Genomic DNA, 21,511 nt, shown 5'->3' with positions numbered 1-21,511 from the left:
TCCGGAGCTCCGGTCCTGGTTAAGCCAAGACCGGAGTTCTAGACCACCGGCGATCGGCCACCATCGACATTGATGGCGGTGCCGGTGATGTAGGAGCCTTGCTCCGAAGCGAGGAAGCAGGCGAGGTTGGCGAACTCCTCCGCCGTGCCGATGCGGCCGAGGGGCGTGCCCTTGGCAAGGCCCTTGGCGAACTCCCCGAAATCCGTGTTCGGCGCCTGGGCAGCGTGTCGCTTGACCCATTGATCGCTCATGATCAGGCCGACCAACAGCGCATTCACCAGGATGTTGTGCTCGCCGCCTTCATTAGCCATGACCTTGGTCAGCGCCATGCCGGCGGCACGCGACACCGATGTGGGCGCGGAATTGCCGGCCGGGGCCTTCGCAAAGGTGTTGAGCACGTTGATGATGCGGCCCCATTTGCGCTGCTTCATGCCCGGCCAAACCAGCCGGCTGAAGCGGATCGCGGCAAACAGCTTGAGGTCGAGGTCCTCCTGCCAGGCCTCATCGCTGATGCTCTCGAACGCCAGCGTGCGCGCCGTGCCGGCATTATTGACCAGCACGTCGATCTTGCCCAAGTCGGCGACGATCTGGTCGTGGGCCTTGCTGATATCGGCGGCCTTCGCGACGTCGCAGACGTAGTCGCGTACCACGAGGCCGTCCTTGGCGAGCGCCTCGCGCGCCGCTGCGAGGTCGGCTGCGCCGCGAGCGAGGATCGCGACCTTGGCGCCGGATTCCGCAAACCGCCGCGCCACCGCGATCCCGATACCTTTGCTGCCGCCGGTGACCACCGCCACGCGGTCTTTCATCGATAGGTTCATTGTTGTTCTCCGATGGATCAAGGTCCCGGAGAGAACGCTATCAAACCGACAGCGCGACCAACAAGGTCATGCAGAGCAGGTGTGCCGTGACGATCATCGCGAGATGGAGCGGGCCCGACATCGGATGTCTCCATGGTTATGCGGGGCGAGGTGAGCACCGCCGTCAAGCTCCCTCACCCTGAAAGGGGCAGGGTGGGGTGGGGGTCAAGCCGCAACGGCAGTGTCCGCGGAGGCAGGATCCCCACCCGGTTTGCTGCGCAAACCGACCTCCCCTTTTCAAGGGGAGGTGAGGGCGCTAGTTCGAGTTCGCACCGGCCGTAAAGCTGCGATCGACGGCCTTGCCGACATCGAGCGTCTTGCCGAGGATGCCATAGCGCGTGGCGCGGTCGGAGGCGGCCTGCACCTCCTTCACCACGGCCTCGTCGATCGCGATCGGGCTCGTCTTCTGCGCGGTGTAGGCGGCGAGCAGCACGTCCTCGGGCAGCTTGGTGAGCTCGGCCGTGCTCTTGGCATATTCCGCGACATGGTCGAGCGACCACAGCCGCGCCTTGTTGAGCCGCTGCACCAGATCCTGCACTGCCGCGCGCTTGGTCGCGATCGCATTGTCGGAGGCGACGATGAAGGTGATGGTCGGCGTCAGGCCCTCGCCATCGGCGACGACGCGCGCATTGTCCTTCAGCTTGGCATAGGAGATGTAGGGCTCCCACACCGCCCAGGCGTCGATCGAGCCGGCGAGCAGCGCGATCTTGGCGTCGACCGGGCCGAGCGGCGAGAAGGTCGCGTCCTCGACGCTGCTGCCTGCCTTTTCCAGCGTCGCATTGATCAGGAACTGGCCCCAGCCGCCGCGCGTGCCGGCAAGGCGCTTGCCCTTCAGATCGGCCGCCGTCTTGATCGGCGAATCCCCGCGCACCAGGATCGCCTGGGTCCGCGCATCCGAGCGCGTGCCGCCGATCGCCTTGATCGGCGCGCCCGACGCGTAGACCGTGAGGAACGACAGGTCGCCGGTGTAGCCGACGTCGAGCGCGCCGGCATTGATCGCCTCCAGGATCGGAGCCGCGGCCGGAAATTCCGACCACTCGATCTTGTAAGGCAGGTCCTTGGCGAGGCCGGAAATCTCCAGCAGCGAGCGGTTGCCGCCCTTCTGGTCCCCGACACGCAGCACGATCGCATCAGCCGCGAACGCCGCCGCCGATGTCGACAGCGTGATCACTGCCGTGATCAGCGCGGCCGCGGTGCGGCGCGTCAGAGAGTAGGGCGAGCCCGATGGGGTCAGTTTGCGCATATGCATTTTTCTTTCTGATTCATTCGCGGCCCGGCGGAAAGCGCGGCAGCGTTCGACCAAGTCTATGAGCAAGCCGTTCGCCGTCAACGAAACGGAAATCTGTATTCGCGGGCCGCACGGCAAGGATGATCTCGTCGAACCTGCCGAATGGAGAAGACATCGCGCATGCGTCCGCAAAGCGCCTCAATTCGATGCAGTCACAGCGATGGCGCCGCATCTCCGTGTCGCCACAACAGCGAAAATCCTTTCATCGTCGCGCGATGCGATCGTGGAGATATCGACTGCGACGTCGATGACATTCGAAATTCCATTTCATTGACGGTGAACCTGCCGCGCCGCATCATTTGAGCGTTGCCTTGAGTGCAATCGCGCCGGAGAAATCCGCTTTTTCTGAACCATGAGCTTCGAACGACGGGGCGTGCAGGCGGAGCCGTTTTGCGCGCGGGGCGGAGCCTTGCCGAAATGCAGGAGTGAAAATGTCGACCGACAACAAGAAGACGGTGATGGATCGCCGCACCTTGCTGCGTGCAGGCGCCGCCGCGGCCTTTGCCGCACCGATCGGCGCCTATAGCGCGCAGGCCTTCGCGCCGCGCTCGATCGCGCCGGCGATCGACTTCTCGGAATTCCCGGTCTGCAAGACAGCATCCGATGCGCCGCCGCTGACGGGCGCACCGCGCAAGCTGAAGCTGTCCTGGAACGCCGGCGCGGTCTGCCTCGCGCCGCTGCCGGTCGCGATCGATCATGGCTTCTTCCAGAAGCAGAACCTCGACGTCGAGCTCGTCAACTATTCCGGCTCGACCGACCAGCTGCTGGAGGCGATCGCCACCGGCAAGAGCGACGCCGGGCTCGGCATGGCGCTGCGCTGGCTGAAGCCGCTCGAGCAGGGCTTTGACGTCAAGATCGCCGCCGGTACCCATGGGGGCTGCATGCGGGTGCTGACCCGCACCAATTCCGGCGTCGACAAGCTGGCTGATCTCAAGGGCAAGATCGTCGCGGTCGGCGATCTCGCGGGCCCCGACAAGAACTTCTTCTCCATCCAGCTATCCAAGCTCGGCATCGACCCGGTCAAGGACGTCGACTGGCGCGCCTATCCCGGCAATCTCTTGAACATCGCGGTCGAGAAGGGCGAGGTGCAGGCCTTCCTGTCGTCGGACCCGCTGGCCTATCTCTGGCTGAAGGACACGCAGTACAAGGAGGTCGCCTCCAATCTCGATGGCGAGTATCGCGACAAGAGCTGCTGCATCGTCGGCCTGCGCGGCAGCCTGGTGCGGGAAGAGCCCCACGTCGCGCGTGCCATCACCCAGGCACTGCTCGATGCCGCGATGTTCACTTCGCAGAACCCGGACAAGGCGGCGAAATCGTTCCAGCCCTATGCACCGAAGGCGGCGAGCCTCGCCGATCTCGAGGCGATGGCGCGCTACCACACCCATCACCATCATCCGACCGGCGAGGTGCTCAAGCGCGAGCTCAAGGGCTACGCCGACGATCTGAAATCGGTGCAGGTGTTCAAGCAGAGCACAGACACGGCCAAATTCGCGGAGCGGATCTATGTCGACGTATTCAGTGTCTGATACGACGGCCCCGGCCGCGCCGCGCGCCGCGCTCACGTTCTCGAACCTTTCCGGCCGCTATGGCGTCGGGCTTGCGGCGAGCCTCGTCTGGCTCGCGTTCGGCCTGTCATGCCTGTATTGGCCCGATCTCGGCGACTGGTCGCGGACCGGATCGCTCGGCATCGGGGCGATCGTCATCGCGGCCTTCATCCTGTTCGGCACATTCAGCGCGGATTATCTCGGCAGTGCCGGGCAGGCACTGCGCAAGCGTGCGCCGTGGCTGCTGGCGTTCGGCGCCTTCGTCACGCTGTGGGAGGTCGCCACCGCGAAATTCGCCTGGCTGCCGTTGCCGTTCTTCCCACCGCCACAGTCGATCCTCGAGGTTTACACCGACGATCTGCCAAAACTGCTCGACAGCGTGTTCGCCTCGATCAAGCTGCAACTCGGCGGTTACATCATCGGCGCGACCGTCGGCTTTATCACCGGCGTCTCGATCGGTTGGTCGCAAAAGATTGGCTACTGGGTGCATCCGGTGCTGCGCTTCATCGGTCCGCTGCCGGCCACCGCCTGGTTGCCGATCGCCTTCTTCACCTTCCCGTCGAGCTGGAGCGCCTCGACCTTCCTGATCGCGCTCGCCACCGGCTTCCCGGTGACGGTCTTGACCTGGTCCGGCGTGGCGAGCGTCAGCAGCGCCTATTACGACGTCGCGCGCACCCTCGGCGCAAAGCCGTCGTTCCTGGTGCTGAAGGTCGCGATCCCCGCGGCGCTGCCGCATGTGTTCGTCGGCCTGTTCATGGGGCTGGGCTCGTCCTTTGCGGTGCTTGTCGTTGCCGAGATGATCGGCGTCAAGGCAGGCCTCGGCTGGTACCTGCAATGGGCGCAGGGCTGGGCGGCCTATGCCAACATGTATGCGGCGCTGATCGTGATGTCACTGCTGTGCTCCGGCGCGATCACGCTCTTGTTCCGCACCCGCGACCGCCTGCTGGTCTGGCAGAAGGGCGTCGTCAAATGGTAGTGCAATCTGCCGCCGAAGCGATCATCTATCCCGCCGTGGGCGCCGAGCTCGATATCGATGGCGTCAGCCACGCCTTCGATATCGATGGCGCCACGCTGCCGGTGCTCGACAATGTGAATCTTTCGATCGCGCCGGGCGAGTTCGTCGCGCTGCTCGGCCCGTCCGGCTGCGGCAAGTCGACCCTGCTGCGGCTGGTGGCCGGACTGGAGAAGCCGCGTACCGGTTCGCTGCGGGAAGACGAGGTCCGCATCACCGGACCGCATCCGTCGCGCGTCGTCGTGTTCCAGGACCCGACGCTGTTTCCGTGGCGTTCGGTGTGGGACAATGTCGCGCTCGGGCTGGAGGCGCAGGGCATCCTGAAGACGCAGCGGCACCGGGTCGATGCGGTGATCGAGCTGGTCGGGCTGTCGTCGTTTCGCAATGCCTATCCGCATCAACTCTCCGGCGGCATGGCGCAGCGCGTCGCGCTGGCGCGGGCGCTGGTCAACGATCCCAAGATCCTGGTGCTGGACGAGCCGCTCGGCAAGCTCGACTCGCTGACGCGGATCGCGATGCAGGCTGAGCTGGTTGCGTTGTGGCAGCGCAAGGGCTTCACCACGCTGCTCGTCACCCATGACGTCGAGGAAGCGCTGGTGCTCGCCAACCGCGTCATCGTGCTCTCCGATCGGCCGGCGCGGATCAAGGCTGATATCGCCGTCGCGCGGCCATACCCACGGCATCGCGGCGATCCTTATCTCGCCGATCTGCGCAAGCAGATCCTCGGCCTGCTCGGACTGGAGGCGACATGGTGACGACAGCAGCGCGGGAGCTGCCGCGTGCGGACGAGCCGGAGCACATCGCACGTGCGTTGCGGCTCGCCGATGTGTTTGCCGTGCGCGCGCCCGCGCATGACCGCGACGCCAGCTTTCCTTTCGAGAATTTCACCGATCTCTCCCGCGAGGGGCTGCTGGCGCTGACGGTGCCGGCGGCGCTCGGCGGCGGAGGGGCAGGCGCGCGCGATGCCACCCGCGTGCTCGGCATCATCGGCAAGGCCGATCCGTCGACCGCGCTGGTGCTGTCGATGCATTACATCCAGCATCTGGTGATGGCGCGCAGCACGCGGTGGCCGGGCCGGCTGGCGCGGAAGCTCGCCAGGGAAACCGTCGAGGGCGTCGCGCTGATCAACGCTTTGCGCGTCGAGCCCGAACTCGGCTCGCCCGCGCGCGGCGGCCTGCCGGCGACCACGGTGCGTCGCACCGAGACCGGCTGGCGGCTGACCGGCCGCAAGATCTATTCGACCGGCGCGCCGATCCTGAAATGGTATTCGGTCTGGGCGAAAACCGACGAGCCCGACACCCGTGTCGGGTTGTTTCTGGTTCCCGCCGGCCTGCCGGGAACGCGCATCGAAGAGACCTGGGATCATCTCGGCCTGCGCGCCAGCGGTAGCCACACGGTGACCTTCGACGACGTGGTGTTTCCGCTGGACTACGAGATCGACGTCCGCAGGCCCGACGACTGGAAGGTTCCTGACGTCACCCAGGCGACCGTGCACGCGATTTTCGTCGCCGCGATCTATGACGGCATCGCCCGCGCCGCCCGCGACTGGCTGGTCAAATTCCTGAAGGAGCGGGTGCCCGCCAATCTCGGCGCGCCGCTGGCGACCGTGCCGCGCATCCAGGAGGTGGTCGGCAGCATCGAGGCCCGTCTTGCGGTCAATGCCCGCCTGATCGACAGCTTCACCGCCGATTTCGATAACGGCTTCCAGCTTTCGGCGATCGAGTCTAACATCATCAAGCTGACGGTGACCAATAACGCCGCAGCAGTGGTGGAGGATGCCTTGTCGCTGACCAGCAATCACGGCCTGTCGCGAACCAATCCGCTGGAGCGGCATTACCGCGACGTGCTGTGCGGACGCGTCCATACCCCGCAAGACGATGCCACCCGTGTCTCCGCCGGACGCCACGCGCTGGGCGTCTGAAAACAACAGCCAACAACAACGGAGTTGTCAGTCATGCCGGTCGAGTTCATCGGCTTCATCACCAACAACAATGCTTCCGAGACCATCGTCCGGTCCGGGCCGGTACTTGATCCGCCCTATATCGAGACCGTCGCCAAGGCCCATGAGCTGGCCGGCTTCGATCGCGCGCTGCTGGCGTTCCACTCGACTACCCCTGACGCGTTGCAGGTCGCGCAGCATGTCCTGACCATCACCAAGCAGCTGAAGGTGATGATCGCGCAGCGCCCGGGCTTCACCGCGCCGACGCTCTTGGCGCGCCAGCTCGCGACGCTGGATCAATTCTATGGCGGTCGCGTCTCGCTGCACGTCATCACCGGCGGCAACGCCATCGAGCTGCGCCAGGACGGCAACACGCTCGACGACAAGGACGAGCGCTACGCCCGCACCAGCGAATTCCTCGACGTGGTGCGGCTGGAATGGACCAGCGAGAAGCCGTTCAACTACAGCGGCAAGTATTACAACGTCGAGAACGGCTTCTCGCAGGTGAAGCCGTTGCAGAAGGGCGGTATCTATACCTTCGTCGGCGGCGGTTCGGATGCCGCGGTCGAGGTCGCGGGCAAGCATGCCGATACCTTCGCGCTGTGGGGTGAATCCTACGCGCAGGTGCGCGACGTTACCGCCCGGGTGCGCGCCGCTGCGGCCAGGCACGGCCGGCCGACGCCGCGCTTCAGCCTGTCGGTGCGGCCGATCCTGGCCGATACCGAGGAGAAGGCGTGGGCGAAGGCGGAGCATATCCTCGAGCGTGCCACCGCGCTGCAGGACCAGACCGGCTACCGGCGGCCCAATCATGCGACCGACGGCGCCAAGCGGCTGCTGGCGCTGGCGGATCAGGGTACGCGCATCGACAAGCGGCTGTGGACCGAAATTGCAAAGCTCACCGGCGCCAACAGCAACACGACCGCGCTGGTCGGCGCGCCCGAGCAGGTCGCCGAGGTGTTTGCCGATTATTACGATCTCGGCGTCAGCCACTTCCTGATCCGCGGCTTCGATCCGCTGGTCGATGCCATCGACTATGGCCGCGCTCTGATCCCGCTGACCCGCAAGCTGATCGAAGCGCGCGACCAGCAGCGGGGGATCGCCGCCGAATGATCCGTCTCATTGTCGCGGCGGCGCTTGCGCTCGCCGCCATCGATGTTGCCGCCGCGCAGACCACGCTGCGCGTCGGCGACCAGAAGGGCAATTCGCAGGCCGTAATGGAAGCGGCCGGCGTGCTCAAGGACGTCCCCTACAAGATCGAATGGAAGGAGTTCGCCGCCGCGGCGCCGCTGCTGGAAGCCTTGGGCGCGGGTGCAATCGACACCGGCCTGGTCGGCGATGCGCCGTTCACCTTTGCGGCCGCTGCCAACGTCCCGGTCAAGGCGATTGCAGCGGTCAGGCAGTCGGGCGAGGGGCTTGCAGTCCTGGTGCCGGAGAATTCCGCCATCAAGAACTTTGACGATCTGCGCGGCAAGAAGATCGCGACCGGCCGCGGCTCGATCGGCCATCAGCTGATCCTGGCGGCGCTGGAGTCGCACGGCTGGAAGGCGACCGACGTGCAGATCGTGTTCCTCGCGCCGTCGGATGCGAAGGTCGCCTACACGCAAGGCTCGGTCGATGCCTGGTCGACTTGGGAGCCTTATGTCAGCCAGGAAGAGGTTCTGTTCAAGTCGCGCCGGGTGATCACGGCCGATGGCATCACGCCCGGCCTCGGTTTCCAGGTCGCAACGCCTGACGCGATCAAGGGCAAGCGCGCCGAGCTCGAGGATTTCGTGCGACGTCTGGCGACCGCGCGCGCCTGGTCGCAGAACAACGTCGAAGGTTATGCTGCGACGTGGGGCAGGCTGATGAACATCCCGCCCGCGGTGGCGGTGAACTGGCTGACGCGGGCAAAAATCCGCATCGCGCCGATCGACGACAGCGTGGTGGCCGACGAACAGAAGACCATCGACCTCTACGACCGCTGGGGCCTGATCCGGCAGAAGATCGACGCTGCGGATATCGTCGACCGGTCGTTTGGTGCGGCGGTCGAGAAGGGCGCGGGGCTGTAAGCGTGACGGCATAGGCGGTTGCAAATGCACCATCAGCGTCGTCCTGGCGAAAGCCAGGACCCATTACCCCAATCGTCTGTTTTTGGACGACGCTGGGGCCGCTATCCCGCTCATCATCCACTTCGGTGGTTATGGGTCCTGGCATTCGCCAGGACGACGGGCGTGGAGAGGATGCGCCAACATTCATCACGCTAACGAGTCCGTGATCGCAAAAATATCCATTCGTCGGCGCGCCGTATGCCGGCAAAGATTTTCCCCGTTCTGCGCTCTTCAAAACCGCAACGTTGCTATTTTCGCCGCGCCCTTGTCACTCCGGCTCGTGCCGCCAAGATCAAAAGCACGAACAATCGAGTCCGGGAGATCACCGTGGGCCTTCAAGAAACTCGCATCGAGTCGCTGCCGTTTGTGACCGCTGAACTGAATTACCTTGCGCCGACGCCGGGCAAGCCCCGGACTTACGCTTTCGATCCGCCGCCCGGCGAACCCAAATCCACCGCGCTGCCTGAACCCCACAATGTCCCGATCTTCGACGGGCGCCTGATATCAGACAGCTTCTCGCTCGACCGCGAGGGTTTTGCGCTGGTCAAGCATCCGACCGTCGTGAAGGACTATTACGACGACAATGAAGTCCGCAATGTCTACTATCCCGCCGTCGAAGCGTTCCTGAAGGCGACGCTGAAGGCGGACCGCGTGCTCATCTTCGATCACACCGTGCGCAAGCGCGTCGAGGGTGCGGCCGATATCCGCGGCGGCGGACCGCGCCAGCCGGCGACCCGCGTCCATGTCGACCAGACCGCGGTGTCTGGCCGCAACCGCGTGTTCGAACATCTGCCCGACGAGGCCGAGCAACTGGTCAAAGGCCGGGTCCAGGTGATCAATCTGTGGCGCCCGATCCGTGGCCCCTTGCGCGATTCACCGCTGGCGATGGCCGACGGCACCACCGTCGCACCGGAGGATTTGATCGCCTCGGACCTGATCTACCCGAACCGCAGCGGCGAGACCTATTCGGTGAAGTACAATCCGAACCATCGCTGGTTCTATATTCCCGAGATGACGCCGGACGAGGCGATCCTGCTGAAATGCTACGACTCCGCAACCGACGGCCGCACGCGCTTTGGGCCGCATACGGCGTTTGTCGATCCGACCACGCCGGCGGATGCGGCGCCGCGCGAGAGCATCGAGCTGCGCACGCTGGTGTTCCATAAGCAGTAATATGACGAACTTTCCCGCATAACAGGTGTGCTCCCTCTCCCGCTTGCGGGGAAGGGTTCGGGTGGGCGCTCTCTCCACGAGTCGTATCGTGGTGAGAGCCTCCACCCGCATCGCATCTTCGATGCGATGCGACCTCCGCCTCAAGCGGGAGAGGTGACCTCCCGATAGGTCGCCAAAATTCGCTCTGCCTAGAAAGTTGGCACCCCCCATCCAATAATGTTACGCCCTCCCGAAAGCGCTCAGGGAAGAGGCGATTCGTGGACGGCGTGGTGACGAAAGAAGAGGCGGGGATCGGGTTCCGCGCCCTGGTTCTTGCACTTCTGGCGTTGGCCTCCGGCCACATGCTGTCGACGCTGCTGCGGACGATTCCTGCGATCAGCCTCGATCTGATGGCACGGGATTTCGGCACCTCTCCGCAGGCGCTGGCGAGCCTCACCTCGATCTATCATTTCTCCTTTGCCGCCTCGCAGATCCCGGTCGGTGCCGCGATGGATCGCTTCGGCGTGCGACCGGTGTCGTTGAGCCTGCTCGCCGGTACCGTGGTCGGAACACTGGTTTCGGCGCTCGCCGCCGGCCCCGCGAGCTTCGTGCTCGGGCAACTGATGCTCGGCGTCGCCACCTCGGGCATGCTGATGTGCCCGATGACGCTTGCGGCCAAGCAGATGTCGGCGGCGAAGTTCGGCCTGTGGTCCGGCCTGATCCTCTCGATCGGCAATATCGGCATGCTGCTGTCGGCAAGTCCGCTGGCCTTCGTGGTCGATCAGTTCGGTTGGCGTGCCGGCTTCTGGGTCTCGGCCGGCTACGGCATCGTCGTGCTGATCGCGGTGTTCGCGCTGGTGCCGCGGCAGCCGGCGGCGCATGCGGATGATTCCTCGCCGCTACGGCAGATGGCGGAGGTGCTGCGGCTCGGACTGTCGCGTGGCCTGCGCGGGTTGATCGCGCTGTCGCTGGTGTCGCTCGGCGCGTCACTGACCTTGCGCGGCTTGTGGGGCGGACCGTGGCTGATGGATGTGAAGGGCTTGAGCCGCATCGAGGCCGGCAACGTGCTTGGCCTGTTCACGCTGGCGATGATCGTCGGTCCGGCCTGTATCGGCGCGTTCGATCGCAAGTTCGGGCACCGCCGTGCCATGGTGGCGTCCACGCACGCCATTGCCGCGCTGCTGCTGGTGCTGATGGCGGCGGGCGCGCCGCACTTCCCGGTGTCGAACATGCTCGGCGTTGCCGTGATGCCGACGCAATATGATCTGGTGCTGCTGATCCTGATCGGGCTCGCGACCTCGGCGCAGCCGCTGATCTATGGCATGACGCGGCAGCTGGTCGACGCCCAGAACACCGGCAAGGCACTGTCGTCGGTCAACCTCGCGTTCTTCCTCGGCGCGGCGCTGCTGCAATCGAGCACTGCCGGCGTCGCCGCGCTGTTCGGCCTGCCGGCGGTGCTGCTGTTCATCGCCTTCGCGCTGGTGATCGGCACCGTACTGTTCTGGGTCTACACCAAGCCCTGAGGCTCTGTCCGGACTAGATCGCCTGCGCCTGCTTGCGGATTTCGTTGGCAAGCGGTTTCAGCTGCTCAGCTGCGCCCGGTCCTACGACGCTATAGCCCATGCCACCGTCGGCCCAGGAAAAGCCGGCGAAGTCGCTGCCCGAATGCGGTGCCATCGGCGCGTTCTGATCTGTCGTCATCGGGCGGGTCAGGACCACAAGCCGCTCGCCATGATCGTCGTCATACATGAACATGGCCGCCGGACCGTGCGCAGTCGGCACCACCCGCCCGCCCATCAGGCGATACCCTGACTTGGTCAGATCCGGCAGCTTGACTGGCTGTTGCAGCCTGTTGGAAACCCACTGCACCAGCTCGGTGCTGTCGCGCAGTTCGACCGGCCGGGTCCGATCGGAGGCATACACATGATAGGAATCGCTTGCCTCTTGCGCGAGCGCGGCAAGGCCGCCTGTCGGCGCCTCCGTCGCGCCGCGGATCGCCCAACCGCCGACACCGCCGATTGCGAGCATCAACATCGCCGCGATCGCCCAGCGGAAGGAGGCGGGGCGGCGTCGCTTGCTCTCGATGATCCTGGACAGATTGAGCTGCGGCGGCAGTGGCTCCTCCGCGATCGGTGCCAGCGCCGCACGCAGCATGCTGCGCTGGTCGGAAAAGGACGCAACACGCTCGGCCACGTCCGGATGGCCTTCGAGATAGGCCGCGACCTCGGCCTGACGCTCTGCCTCGAGCGCATGGTCGACATAGGCATGCAGATCGTCCTCCGAGATCGGGCGATTGCTCATGGCTTGCTCCGCAACTGCACGACATTCCCCTGCTGGTTATCCGCAGGTTTTTCCAGTTCCTGCTGCAGTCTCTCACGTGCCCGCGACAGGCGCGACATCACGGTGCCGATGGGAATGTTGAGCACTTTGGCGGCCTCCGCATAGCTCAGGTCTTCGACGGCGACGAGCAGCAGCACGGCGCGCTGCTCCTCGGGAAGCTTTGCGAGCTTCCCGAGCACGTCCTGATAGATCAGCTGCTGTTCCTGCACCGCGTTCTGTCCGAATTCGTGCTCGCCCGCCTCGTCTATGCTGACGTGGCGGGCACGCGCGGCGGCACCGCGGAACTGGTTGATGGCAAGATTGTGCAGGATGGCAAACAGCCACGACTTCGGGCTGCCGGTTTCGCGCCGTTGCTCCCAATGACTGACGGCGCGCTCCAGGCAGTCCTGCACCAGATCGTCGGCGGCCGCGCGGTTGCGGACCAGCGTGCGCGCATAGCGGCGCAGCGCTGGAATCACCGGTTCAATCTGGTGCAGCATGTCGTTCATGGCGCTTGCACCTGGATCACGGGTCCGAGCTTCGCCGGCTCGCCGGATGCGATGACGAGATAGCGCCGCTCGGCCTTGGCCCCGCTCTGCACGATCTGCCGGATCGGTCCGGTGGCGTTGACGATCGCCGAGCCCGCGGGGTTGGTCATGAAGGCTGCGAGCGGCTGCACCGATCCCGTCCCTTCGGCATGCTCGGCCAATGCTAGCACGTAATGCTGCTTGGGTTCGAGCCCGGTGACCGCTGCCTGCACCACCTGGATCAGGCCCTGATCGAACAGCGAGACGCTGGTCGGCGGCTTGTCGCCCTTCGCGTGCTGCTTCGGCGCGAGCGTGAGGTGGGCGGTCTGGCCGGCGACGCCGAGCTCCTGCAGGTTCTGGCGGTCATCGGGATTCGGCGCGGCGTTCGGTACATAGGCTATGGCTTGCGGCGCCTGGCCGATCGGGATGTTGGCGATCACCTTGTTGGTCGCGGTGTCGATCGCGGCCAGCGCGTCTGCATTCTCCAGGCCGACATAGATCCGCGTGCCGTCGCCGGACGGCCAGATGCCGTGCGGCAGGTTGCCGACCGGAATGACAGCGACCTGCGAAAAGTCATCGGTGCGAAACACCTTGATCTGGTTGGTGCCGCCGATGGTCACATAGGCGAAGGTCCCCTTGGCGGTCTTCGCGAAATTGACGTGGTTGGTGATCGGGCCGGTGTCGATGGTCTTGATCGGATTGAACGGCGGCCTGGCGTTGAAGACCTGGGTCTTGCCGGTATCCTTCAGCGTGAACCAGACCTGCTCGCCATCGGGTGTGGCTGCGATGTTCGGGCAGAACGGGCTTTCCTGCTTCACCTTGCCGACGATCTGATGGTCGGCGACCGAGACCACGTCGATCTCCGGGTTGAACGACGAACAGATGTAGCCGTACTTGCCGTCGGGCGAGAAGATCTGCATGCCTGGTCCCGGCGGCACCTCGATCCGCATCGTTTCCTTGAAGCTCGAGGCATCGATCACCGAGATGTAATTCTCGCCGCGCACGGTGACCCACACCTCCTTGCCGTCAGGCGTGAAGAATGCCTCGTGCGGCGAGCGCCCGACATAGGTGGTGTGCTTGACCGTATTCGTCGCGGTGTCGATGAAGGTCACCGAGTTCGAGCCGATCGAAACGATCGCGAGCGTATGATGGTCGGGCGAAAAGCCCATGCCGTGGACCAGCACCTGTCCCTTGTAGAGCGGGCTGAAATTGCCGGGCTGCGGATCGCCGAGCCGGATCACGCCGAGCAGCTTGTTGTCGACGGGATCGGTGACCGACACGGTGTTGGAGAACTGTTCGGCGGCGTAGACGCGGTCGTGATGACTGATCGGAGTATCGGGCGAGGATGCGGCGTCCGGCGCCTGTCCGGCGAACGCGGAACTGGACAGCGCGATCATGCTGGTCGCCAACAGGCCCTTCATGAACTGGCTCGTCATCACTTGGTCTCCTGCTTCATCATGTCGTGGTGCATGTTCATGTGATCGTGGGTGGTCGCCGCCGGGCCGGGTGTCGCGCCGGGTTGTTGTGTCGGGGCCGGTGTCGTGTCCGTGACCTGCTCGCCGATCGCGAGCTTCATGGCGTCGATCTCCTGGCGTTGCTCGACGATGATCTCCTGGGCGATCCGGCGCAGGCGCTCGTTCTTGCCGTAGCGCAGTTCGATCACGGCCATGTCGATCGCACCCTGATGGTGCGGCGTCATCATCGCGACGAAATCGCGATCGATGTCGCCGCTCGGCCTGGCCGCCATGTCATTCATCATCTTGGTCATCGCCGCATCGTTCTCGGCGAGGAAGGCGCTCTCTTCGGCCGACTGCGGCGTCGGTGCCGGTTGGCGCGCCTCTTGCGCGAGCGCCACCGGGGAGAGAACAATGGCAAACAGCACACGCGCGCCGAGCAGCGCGGCACCGATGCCGGGTCTGAAGAATCGCAGGATCATCGCGTTCACCCTGAAAGTTAGCTGGCACGGGTGGGACGCGGTGCGGCGAATTCTATTCCGTCGGAGGGGTGAAGATTCGTGCCGATCACGAATTGCTGAACGGTGGAATAAATTCTTTGCCCCGCGCCGCGGTTTGCGATCCGGAAGCGTCTGGCTATAAGAGGGAATTCCGGTTTCGGTTGCCGGTTCCTCGATCCTCTCTGCGCGATCCCACGCGCCAATAAGGGCCAAGATGTCCGCCAAGATCGATCCGATCACCCGCTCCGTCGTGCAGCACCGCCTGTCGTCGATCGTGAAGGAGATGGGCGAGGCCATGCTTCGCACCTCCTATTCGCAGATCCTCAATTCCAGCCGCGATTTCTCGCTGGCGATCTGCGACACCAGCGGACGGCTGATCGCGCAGGCCGATCACATCCCGGTGCATGTCGGCGCCCTGCCGTGGGCGACGCTAGCGGTCGAGGAGCGCTTCAAGGATGTCGCGCCCGGCGACGTCATCCTGCTCAACGATCCCTATCAGGGCGGCAGCCATCTGCCTGACCTAACCGCCTTCGTGCCGGTATTCGATGGCGGAAAAAGGCTGCTCTGGACCATCGTGCGTGCGCATCAGAGCGACATCGGCGGCGCCACCCATGGTGCCTACAATCCCGCAGCCACCGAGATCTATCAGGAAGGCATCCGCATTCCGCCCATAAAACTCTACGAGGCCGGCAAGCCGCGTGAGGATCTTCTCGATCTCCTGGCTTTGAACATTCGCAACCCCAGAGAATTCCGTGGCGACCTCGCGGCGATGCTGGGTGCTGCGCATCTCGGCGAGCGCCGCGTCGCAAAACTGTTCAGCGAGTTCGGCGCGGAGACCGTCGAGGCCGCGATCGAGGCGATCCTCGATGCCACCGAGCAGCAGACCCGCGCCGTGGTGTCGAGCTGGAAGGACGGCGTGTTCTACGGCGAAGCGCTGCTCGACGATGACGGCCACGGCCGCACCGACATCAAGATCGCCGCCAAGGTGACGAAAAAGGGCAGTGACATCGAGGTCGATCTCACCGGCTCCGATCCGCAGTCGACGAGCTTCGTCAATTCGTCGCACGCCAACATGCAGGCCGCGGTCGCGATGGCCTTTGCCTATCTGATCGACGCCGATATCCCCAAGAACACCGGCGCGCTGCGGCCGCTGAGGGTGGTGGCGAAGCAGGGCACCATCGTATGGGCAGATCCCGGCCGTCCCGTGACCTTGTGCACCAGCCATCCTTCGAATGAGATCGTGGAAGCGATCATCAAGGCGATGTCGGCGTCCTGCCCGGATCGCGTGATGGGCGGCTGGGGACGCCGCTTCCGCATCGCGATCCAGGGCGAGGATCCGCGCAACGGGCGCAATTTCATCTGGCACATGTTTCAGGCGCGGCCCGGCGGCGGCGCATCGCCGGGCGGCGACGGTTACTCGTCGATCGGCGAGTGGCACTCGGTCGGCGGTCTCAAATTCGGCAGCATCGAGGTTGCCGAGGTGCGCTTTCCCCTGCATTTCCGCCAGCACGAGTTCCGCCCCGACTCCGGCGCGATGGCCAACATCGCGGCGGCCTCGGCGTGGCGCTCGACATGGTGCTGGAGACGCAAAAGCCCGCCAAGGGCAACACTGCCGGCGACGGCGCGCGCCACGGCCCCTGTGGCATGCTCGGCGGCAAGGACGGCGAGCCGCATCACTACCGGCTGCTGTCAGAGGGCCGCGAACCGCGTGTGTTGAAGACCAAGGAGGTCGGCATCGAGCTGCGCCCAGGCGATTGCCTCGAGATCCGATCGTCCGGTGGCGGCGGCTGGGGTCCGCCGGAGAAGCGCTCGGCGGAGGCGCGGGCGCGCGACGTCGCGCAGGGCCTGGTTTCGAAAGCGGTGTAGGTCAGCGATGTACACGATTGGGGTCGACGTCGGCGGCACTTACACCGACCTGGTTGCAACTGACAAAACCGGGCGCACGGTTTTCGCGAAATCACCGTCCACGCCGGCCGATCAGTCGATCGGCGTGATGGCGGGACTGGAGGAGCTGGCGCGCCGCCTCGGTGTCACCCGCGCGGCGATGCTGGCAGCGACCGATCGTTTGGTGCACGGCACGACGGTCGCGACCAATGCGCTGCTGGAGCGCAAGGGCGCCAGGGTCGCGCTGCTGACCACCGAAGGCCATCGCGACGTCGTCGAGATGCGCGAAGGGCTGAAGCCGGATCGCTATGATCTGCGCACGCCGCCGCCCGAGCCTTTGGTGCCGCGTGAGCGACGTTTCGGCGTGCGCGAGCGGCTGAAGGCCGACGGCAGCACTGCGGTTGCGCTGGATAGCGCCGCGCTCGGCGATGTCATCGCGGAAGTGAAACGAACAGGTGCGAATTCGGTCGCGGTCTGCTTCCTGCACGCCTATCTCAACCCGGCGCATGAGCTCGCTGCGGTCGAGCGGTTGGCGAAGGAATTGCCCGACGTCAACGTGTCGCGCTCGAGCGACGTGCTGCCGCAGATCAAGGAATATGAGCGCGTCTCGACCACGATCGTGAACGCCTATGTCGAGCCGACGGTGCGGCGCTATCTCACCAATCTGGAGCGCAGCCTGCACGAGGCCGGCTTCAAGGGCTCGCTGTTCGTCGTGCTGTCGCATGGCGGCATGGCGCCGGTGGAAGAGGCTTCGCGGCTTGCCGCGGGCACCGTGCTGTCGGGCCCGGCCGGCGGCATCTCCGGCAGCCGCCGCTGCGCGGAGATGCTTGGGATCCCCGATCTGGTGCCGTTCGACATGGGCGGCACCTCGACCGACATTTCGCTGATCGCTGACGGTCAGGCCTCGCTCTCGGCCGACGGCATGCTCGCGGGCCAGCGCATCGCGCTGCGCAGCCTCGACATCGCCAGCATCGCGGCCGGCGGCGGGTCGATCGCAAGCGTTGACGGCAGCCGCACGCTGCGGGTCGGGCCGGAGAGCGCGGGCTCGGTGCCGGGGCCGGCCTGTTACGGTAATGGCGGCACGGCGGCTGCCGTCACCGACGCCAATGTCGTGCTCGGCTATCTCGATGCCGCCGCCTTCATGGGCGGCGCGCGGCCGCTCGATCGTGCGGCGTCGGAAGCTGCTGTCGACCGGATTGCGGAAGCGCTAGAGCTGTCGCGCATCGAGGCGGCCGCGGGCATCTACAAGATGATCAATCTGAAGATGGCCGACGGCATCCGCCTGATGACCCTGCGCCGTGGCGTCGATCCGCGCAAATTCGCGCTGCTCAGCTTCGGCGGTGCCGCCGGCATGCATGCCGCCGAAGTCGCCCGCGAGCTCGAGATCAAGCGCATCATCGTGCCGACGGTTGCCTCGGTGCTGTCGGCCTGGGGCATGCTGACCAGCGATCTGCGCTATGAAGTCAGCCGCACGCATTACGGCACCGGCCGGATTTCCGCCGACGAGGTGAGGGCGCTGTTCGCCGGGCTGGACCAGCAAGCGGCCGGCCGGCTGCGCGACTGGTTCAAGGGCGACATCGCGATCGAGCGCTCGGCCGAGATGCGCTACGGCGAGCAGGTGTTCGAGATCGACGTGCCGCTCGGCGATCTCGATCTCGGCGCCGCCGATCTGGTCGCGCAGATCGAGGAGCGCTTCCATCGCCGCCACGAGGAGCTCTACACCTATGCCTCGCGCGGGCAGGAGGTGGTGTTCGTCAACGCCCGCGTCGCCGCCGTCGGCAAGGTCGCGCCGGGCAGCAATGATGCCGGAAAGGCCAGCTCGGCCGCGCCCTGCGCGCCGCGTGGCAAGCGGCAGGCTTGGCTCGGCGCCTGGCGCGAGGTGGCGGTCTATGCGCTCGACGATCTCAAACCGGGCCATGCGCTGGCCGGTCCGGCCATCATTGAGGCCGAAACCACGACAGTGCTGGTCGATCATGGCGATCGCGTCACAGTCAATCCGCTGGGCTGGCTCGACATAACATTGCGCTGAGGTCCGCTTCCGCCATCAACATTTCATTTTTCCGGCATTGGCTTGGGGGTAAGCTCTGCGCGCTGGGAGGGAGCGCCGGCTTGCCGCCGGCCTTTGTGGCGATGTTGATGCAAGCAAAACAACAAACTGCGTTTTCGATGGTGCTTGCCTTTGCAGCTGTTCTCGCGGCGGCACCGTTGCGCGCGCAGCAGGCGCAGACGGCGGCCGGCAGCGAGATACGCGTCGGCAATGTCATGCCCTACACCGGGCCGCTCGCCGCGTTCGCGACCATCGGGCGGGCGGAAGCGGCCTATTTCGACATGGTCAACGAGCACGGCGGCATCAACGGCCGCAAGGTCAAGTTCGTCTCGGTCGATGACAGCTCCAATCCGAAGACCGCGATGGAGCAGACCCGCGATCTCGTCGAGAAGCAGGACGTGCTGTTGATGTTCGGCTCGTTCGGTACGCCGAGCAACCTCGCGGTGCGGAAGTATCTCAATGAGAGGAAGATCCCGCAGCTGTTCGTTGCTTCCGGCGACGAGGAGTGGGCGCATCCGAGGGCCTTCCCCTGGACCATGGGCTGGCAGCCGACCTTCCGGGCCGAGGGACAGATCTACGCCAACTACATCCAGGCCGCCTATCCCTCGCGCAAGATCGCGGTGCTCTGGCAGAACGACCAGTTCGGCCGCGACCTGTTCAGGGGATTGCAGGAGGGGCTCGGCGACACCGCCGGGATGATCGTCGCCGATCTCGCTTTCGACGCCTCGGAGACCGCGATCCAGAACCAGATCGGCATTCTGAAGAACTCCGGCGCCGACATCCTGGTGTTCGACGGCGCCCCTGCGATCGCGGCGCGCGCGATCCGCGTGGCCGCCGACCTCGACTGGCATCCGGTGTTCATCCTCGACAATGCGTCGGCCTCGATCGCGAGCGCATTGCGGCCGGCGGGCCTGCAGAATTCGCTGGGCGTGATCTCGACCTCGTTCCTGAAGGACGCCGGCGATGCGTCCTGGAAGAACGATCCGCAGATCAAGGCGTGGCTCGCCTTCATGGACAGATATTACCCCGACGGCGACAAGGACGACATCTACGCCGTGTTCGGCTATGCCGCCGCCGACACGCTGATGCAGGTGCTGCGCCAGTGCGGCGACGACCTGTCGCGCGAGAACATCATGCGGCAGGCGGCCTCGCTGAAGGACTATCAGAGCCCGATCGCGCTGCCGGGGATCGTGATCAACACCGGGCCGAGGGATTTCCGCCCGATCAAGCAGATGCGCCTGGTGCAGTTCGACGGCACCGCCTGGCAGCCGATCGGCGATGTGATCGAAAGCGCGTTCACGGGGGTGCGCGAGGATAATTGAGGTATGGTGGCCACTCCATCACCGTCACCCTGAGGAGGCCGCGGAGCGGCCGTCTCGAAGGGTCGACGGCCCGACCGTGGCCGTGCATCCTTCGAGGCTCACTCCGCTCGCACCTCAGGATGACGGTGATGGGCGCAGTGCTTCCCCTCTATCGTAATGCGTCGTCCCGGCGAAGGCCGGGACCCATTACCCCAGCAGGGCATTGGTTTGCTCCGCTGGGGCGACAATCGTTTCCACACCACGCAGCGGTGGTTATGGATCCCGGCCTTCGCCGGGACGACGATGTGGCGAGGGGCGGCGTAAAAATACCTACTTCTTCAGCCCGTAATTCAACAGCCCGCCCTTGTTCTTCGGCGGATGCGCGCGCAGGCCTTCCTCGTTCGGCTCGGTGCCCCAGCCCGGACGGTCCGGGATCACGAGATGGCCGTCGACGAATTCGGGCACGTGGGTGAACAGCTCGTGGTCCCAGGCCAGCCGATCGATGTCGGTCTCCATGATCCGCAGGTTCGGCACCGCCGCGCAGAAATGCGCGTTCATCATCGTGCAGAGATGGCCGTAGAAATTATGTGGCGCGACGTTGACCTCGAAATGCTCGGCGGCCGCGGCGATCTTCATCGATTGCCACACCCCGTTCCACGGCGTGTCGATGATCGCGACGTCCATCGCCTGTTCGGTGAAGTAGGGCAGGAATTCGCGCAGGCCGAGCAGCGTCTCGCAGGACGAGATCGGGTGCGGGCTCTGGCGGCGGATATAGCCGAGCGCCTGCGGATTGAAGGTGTCGATCTCGACCCAGAACATGTCCATCTTCTCGATGGCGCGCAGGATATTGAGATAGCCCTCGGTCTTGGCGTTGAAGTTGAGGTCGAGCAGGAGATCGACATCCGGCCCCGCGCCGTCGCGGATCGCCTCCAGATGCATGCAGAGATTGCGCAGCACATTGCGGTCGATATTGATCTCGGGCTGGAACGGTGAGCCGAAGCCGGGGCGCCAGCCCATTGGCTTGCCGTCGGTATAGACGAAGATGTTGGTCTTCATCGCCGAGAATTTTTTCTCGCGCACCTCGGCGCCGATCGCCTTGACGCCGTCGAGATCGGTGATGGCCGGCTTGTACCAGTCGGGATGATTGATGCGCCAGGTCGCGCAGTGCGACCAGTAGACCCGGACGCGGTCGCGGATCCTGCCGCCGAGCAAATCGTAGCAGGGCACGCCGAGCGCCTTGGCCTTGACGTCGAGCAGCGCGTTCTCGATGGCCCCGAGCGCCAGCGCCACCACGCCGCCGGCAGCGGGGCGGGTCGCGGCGAACAGCTCGACATAGATCCGCTCGTGATCGAACGCGTTCTTGCCGATCACCCGCGCCGACAGCCGTTCGATCGCCGCCGTCACGCCGGGCGCGCCAAAACCCTCGTCATATTCGCTCCAGCCGACCAGCCCGTCCGTGGTCGTCACCTTGACGAAGTGATAATTCCGCCAGCCGGCATCGCAGGCGAGCGTCTCGACGCTTTTGATGGTGGTGGATTTGCTCATCGTTTCCCGCCCGGCTTTTGTTGATGTTGAGCAAGTTCAACAACGGATCGGCGGA

General features: G+C 65.2%; 18 protein-coding genes and 1 pseudogene. 12 read left to right on the top strand and 7 right to left on the bottom strand.

The window, feature by feature from the left end:
- Window positions 1-38 precede the first annotated feature (38 nt).
- Window positions 39-818: an SDR family oxidoreductase gene (locus H8A92_RS07860; RefSeq protein WP_229195255.1), complete on the bottom strand. Its 780-nt coding sequence runs from the start codon at window positions 816-818 to the stop codon at window positions 39-41.
- A 295-nt stretch (window positions 819-1,113) separates the two neighbouring features.
- Complete coding sequence (locus H8A92_RS07855) at window positions 1,114-2,100, bottom strand: ABC transporter substrate-binding protein (RefSeq protein WP_229195254.1); 987 nt, start codon at window positions 2,098-2,100, stop codon at window positions 1,114-1,116.
- A gap of 64 nt (window positions 2,101-2,164) precedes the next feature.
- Here H8A92_RS07855 and H8A92_RS07850 point away from each other — a divergent pair, with 64 nt between their 5' ends.
- The 9 genes from H8A92_RS07850 to H8A92_RS07810 all read left to right on the top strand — a co-directional run bounded on the left by H8A92_RS07850 (window position 2,165) and on the right by H8A92_RS07810 (window position 11,402).
- Entirely contained in the window at window positions 2,165-2,419 is a 255-nt protein-coding gene (locus H8A92_RS07850; protein WP_229195252.1) for a hypothetical protein, read from the top strand.
- Window positions 2,420-2,576: 157 nt separating this feature from the next.
- The gene (locus tag H8A92_RS07845; protein WP_229195250.1) at window positions 2,577-3,671 is read left to right on the top strand and encodes an ABC transporter substrate-binding protein; all 1,095 of its coding nucleotides are present in this window, start codon (window positions 2,577-2,579) and stop codon (window positions 3,669-3,671) included.
- On the top strand, window positions 3,649-4,665 hold the full coding sequence (locus tag H8A92_RS07840) for an ABC transporter permease (RefSeq protein WP_229195249.1): 1,017 nt from the start codon (window positions 3,649-3,651) through the stop codon (window positions 4,663-4,665). Before H8A92_RS07845 ends, H8A92_RS07840 begins: the two co-directional genes overlap by 23 nt.
- Complete coding sequence (locus tag H8A92_RS07835) at window positions 4,659-5,456, top strand: ABC transporter ATP-binding protein (RefSeq protein WP_229195247.1); 798 nt, start codon at window positions 4,659-4,661, stop codon at window positions 5,454-5,456. The genes H8A92_RS07840 and H8A92_RS07835 overlap by 7 nt, the downstream gene beginning before the upstream one ends.
- Complete coding sequence (locus tag H8A92_RS07830) at window positions 5,450-6,622, top strand: acyl-CoA dehydrogenase family protein (protein ID WP_229195245.1); 1,173 nt, start codon at window positions 5,450-5,452, stop codon at window positions 6,620-6,622. Before H8A92_RS07835 ends, H8A92_RS07830 begins: the two co-directional genes overlap by 7 nt.
- 33 nt (window positions 6,623-6,655) lie before the next feature.
- Window positions 6,656-7,750, top strand: coding sequence for an LLM class flavin-dependent oxidoreductase (locus tag H8A92_RS07825; RefSeq protein WP_229195244.1), 1,095 nt, complete (start codon window positions 6,656-6,658; stop codon window positions 7,748-7,750).
- Entirely contained in the window at window positions 7,747-8,688 is a 942-nt protein-coding gene (locus H8A92_RS07820) for an ABC transporter substrate-binding protein (protein WP_229195243.1), read from the top strand. Before H8A92_RS07825 ends, H8A92_RS07820 begins: the two co-directional genes overlap by 4 nt.
- A 366-nt stretch (window positions 8,689-9,054) precedes the next feature.
- A complete protein-coding gene (locus tag H8A92_RS07815; protein ID WP_229195242.1) occupies window positions 9,055-9,900 on the top strand; it encodes a CmcJ/NvfI family oxidoreductase in 846 nt (281 codons plus the stop codon).
- 266 nt (window positions 9,901-10,166) lie between these two features.
- Window positions 10,167-11,402 carry an MFS transporter gene (locus tag H8A92_RS07810; RefSeq protein ID WP_229195291.1) on the top strand — a complete coding sequence of 412 codons (1,236 nt, stop codon included), beginning with the start codon at window positions 10,167-10,169 and terminating at the stop codon, window positions 11,400-11,402.
- Window positions 11,403-11,415: 13 nt separating this feature from the next.
- Here H8A92_RS07810 and H8A92_RS07805 read toward each other — a convergent pair whose 3' ends face one another.
- Genes H8A92_RS07805 through H8A92_RS07790 form a run of 4 tightly spaced genes read right to left on the bottom strand, consistent with a single transcriptional unit; the run spans window position 11,416 to window position 14,904 of the window.
- Window positions 11,416-12,180: an anti-sigma factor family protein gene (locus tag H8A92_RS07805; RefSeq protein ID WP_229195241.1), complete on the bottom strand. Its 765-nt coding sequence runs from the start codon at window positions 12,178-12,180 to the stop codon at window positions 11,416-11,418.
- Window positions 12,177-12,707, bottom strand: coding sequence for an RNA polymerase sigma factor (locus tag H8A92_RS07800; RefSeq protein ID WP_229195240.1), 531 nt, complete (start codon window positions 12,705-12,707; stop codon window positions 12,177-12,179). Before H8A92_RS07800 ends, H8A92_RS07805 begins: the two co-directional genes overlap by 4 nt.
- On the bottom strand, window positions 12,704-14,161 hold the full coding sequence (locus H8A92_RS07795; RefSeq protein ID WP_229195239.1) for a YncE family protein: 1,458 nt from the start codon (window positions 14,159-14,161) through the stop codon (window positions 12,704-12,706). Before H8A92_RS07795 ends, H8A92_RS07800 begins: the two co-directional genes overlap by 4 nt.
- Window positions 14,161-14,904 carry a DUF305 domain-containing protein gene (locus tag H8A92_RS07790; protein ID WP_420831298.1) on the bottom strand — a complete coding sequence of 248 codons (744 nt, stop codon included), beginning with the start codon at window positions 14,902-14,904 and terminating at the stop codon, window positions 14,161-14,163. The genes H8A92_RS07795 and H8A92_RS07790 overlap by 1 nt, the downstream gene beginning before the upstream one ends.
- Here H8A92_RS07790 and H8A92_RS07785 point away from each other — a divergent pair.
- The 3 genes and pseudogenes from H8A92_RS07785 (at window position 14,894) to H8A92_RS07775 (ending at window position 19,932) form a co-directional block, all read left to right on the top strand.
- A pseudogene (locus tag H8A92_RS07785) lies at window positions 14,894-16,545 on the top strand (hydantoinase B/oxoprolinase family protein). The gene H8A92_RS07790 and the pseudogene H8A92_RS07785 sit on opposite strands and share 11 nt — an antisense overlap.
- Before the next feature lie 7 nt (window positions 16,546-16,552).
- Window positions 16,553-18,592, top strand: a complete 2,040-nt coding sequence (locus tag H8A92_RS07780; RefSeq protein WP_229195238.1) for a hydantoinase/oxoprolinase family protein — start codon at window positions 16,553-16,555, stop codon at window positions 18,590-18,592.
- A gap of 107 nt (window positions 18,593-18,699) precedes the next feature.
- Window positions 18,700-19,932, top strand: a complete 1,233-nt coding sequence (locus H8A92_RS07775) for an ABC transporter substrate-binding protein (RefSeq protein WP_229195237.1) — start codon at window positions 18,700-18,702, stop codon at window positions 19,930-19,932.
- 309 nt (window positions 19,933-20,241) lie between these two features.
- Here the strand turns inward: H8A92_RS07775 and H8A92_RS07770 are convergent, their stop codons facing one another.
- A complete protein-coding gene (locus H8A92_RS07770) occupies window positions 20,242-21,456 on the bottom strand; it encodes a mandelate racemase/muconate lactonizing enzyme family protein (protein ID WP_229195236.1) in 1,215 nt (404 codons plus the stop codon).
- Between the last annotated feature and the right edge of the window lie 55 nt (window positions 21,457-21,511).

The organism is Bradyrhizobium acaciae, from assembly GCF_020889785.1.
In the GTDB taxonomy this organism is placed as follows: Bacteria; Pseudomonadota; Alphaproteobacteria; order Rhizobiales; family Xanthobacteraceae; genus Bradyrhizobium; species Bradyrhizobium acaciae.
This window is presented reverse-complemented; position numbering and strand designations above follow the sequence as displayed.

What these genes read in the sequence shown, in the direction of transcription:
- H8A92_RS07860 (WP_229195255.1), bottom strand. Translation starts at nt 818, where the DNA reads ATGAACCTATCGATGAAAGACCGCGTGGCGGTGGTCACCGGCGGCAGC.
- H8A92_RS07855 (WP_229195254.1), bottom strand. Translation starts at nt 2,100, where the DNA reads ATGCGCAAACTGACCCCATCGGGCTCGCCCTACTCTCTGACGCGCCGC.
- H8A92_RS07850 (WP_229195252.1), top strand. Translation starts at nt 2,165, where the DNA reads ATGAGCAAGCCGTTCGCCGTCAACGAAACGGAAATCTGTATTCGCGGG.
- H8A92_RS07845 (WP_229195250.1), top strand. Translation starts at nt 2,577, where the DNA reads ATGTCGACCGACAACAAGAAGACGGTGATGGATCGCCGCACCTTGCTG.
- H8A92_RS07840 (WP_229195249.1), top strand. Translation starts at nt 3,649, where the DNA reads ATGTCGACGTATTCAGTGTCTGATACGACGGCCCCGGCCGCGCCGCGC.
- H8A92_RS07835 (WP_229195247.1), top strand. Translation starts at nt 4,659, where the DNA reads ATGGTAGTGCAATCTGCCGCCGAAGCGATCATCTATCCCGCCGTGGGC.
- H8A92_RS07830 (WP_229195245.1), top strand. Translation starts at nt 5,450, where the DNA reads ATGGTGACGACAGCAGCGCGGGAGCTGCCGCGTGCGGACGAGCCGGAG.
- H8A92_RS07825 (WP_229195244.1), top strand. Translation starts at nt 6,656, where the DNA reads ATGCCGGTCGAGTTCATCGGCTTCATCACCAACAACAATGCTTCCGAG.
- H8A92_RS07820 (WP_229195243.1), top strand. Translation starts at nt 7,747, where the DNA reads ATGATCCGTCTCATTGTCGCGGCGGCGCTTGCGCTCGCCGCCATCGAT.
- H8A92_RS07805 (WP_229195241.1), bottom strand. Translation starts at nt 12,180, where the DNA reads ATGAGCAATCGCCCGATCTCGGAGGACGATCTGCATGCCTATGTCGAC.
- H8A92_RS07800 (WP_229195240.1), bottom strand. Translation starts at nt 12,707, where the DNA reads ATGAACGACATGCTGCACCAGATTGAACCGGTGATTCCAGCGCTGCGC.
- H8A92_RS07795 (WP_229195239.1), bottom strand. Translation starts at nt 14,161, where the DNA reads ATGACGAGCCAGTTCATGAAGGGCCTGTTGGCGACCAGCATGATCGCG.
- H8A92_RS07780 (WP_229195238.1), top strand. Translation starts at nt 16,553, where the DNA reads ATGTACACGATTGGGGTCGACGTCGGCGGCACTTACACCGACCTGGTT.
- H8A92_RS07775 (WP_229195237.1), top strand. Translation starts at nt 18,700, where the DNA reads ATGCAAGCAAAACAACAAACTGCGTTTTCGATGGTGCTTGCCTTTGCA.
- H8A92_RS07770 (WP_229195236.1), bottom strand. Translation starts at nt 21,456, where the DNA reads ATGAGCAAATCCACCACCATCAAAAGCGTCGAGACGCTCGCCTGCGAT.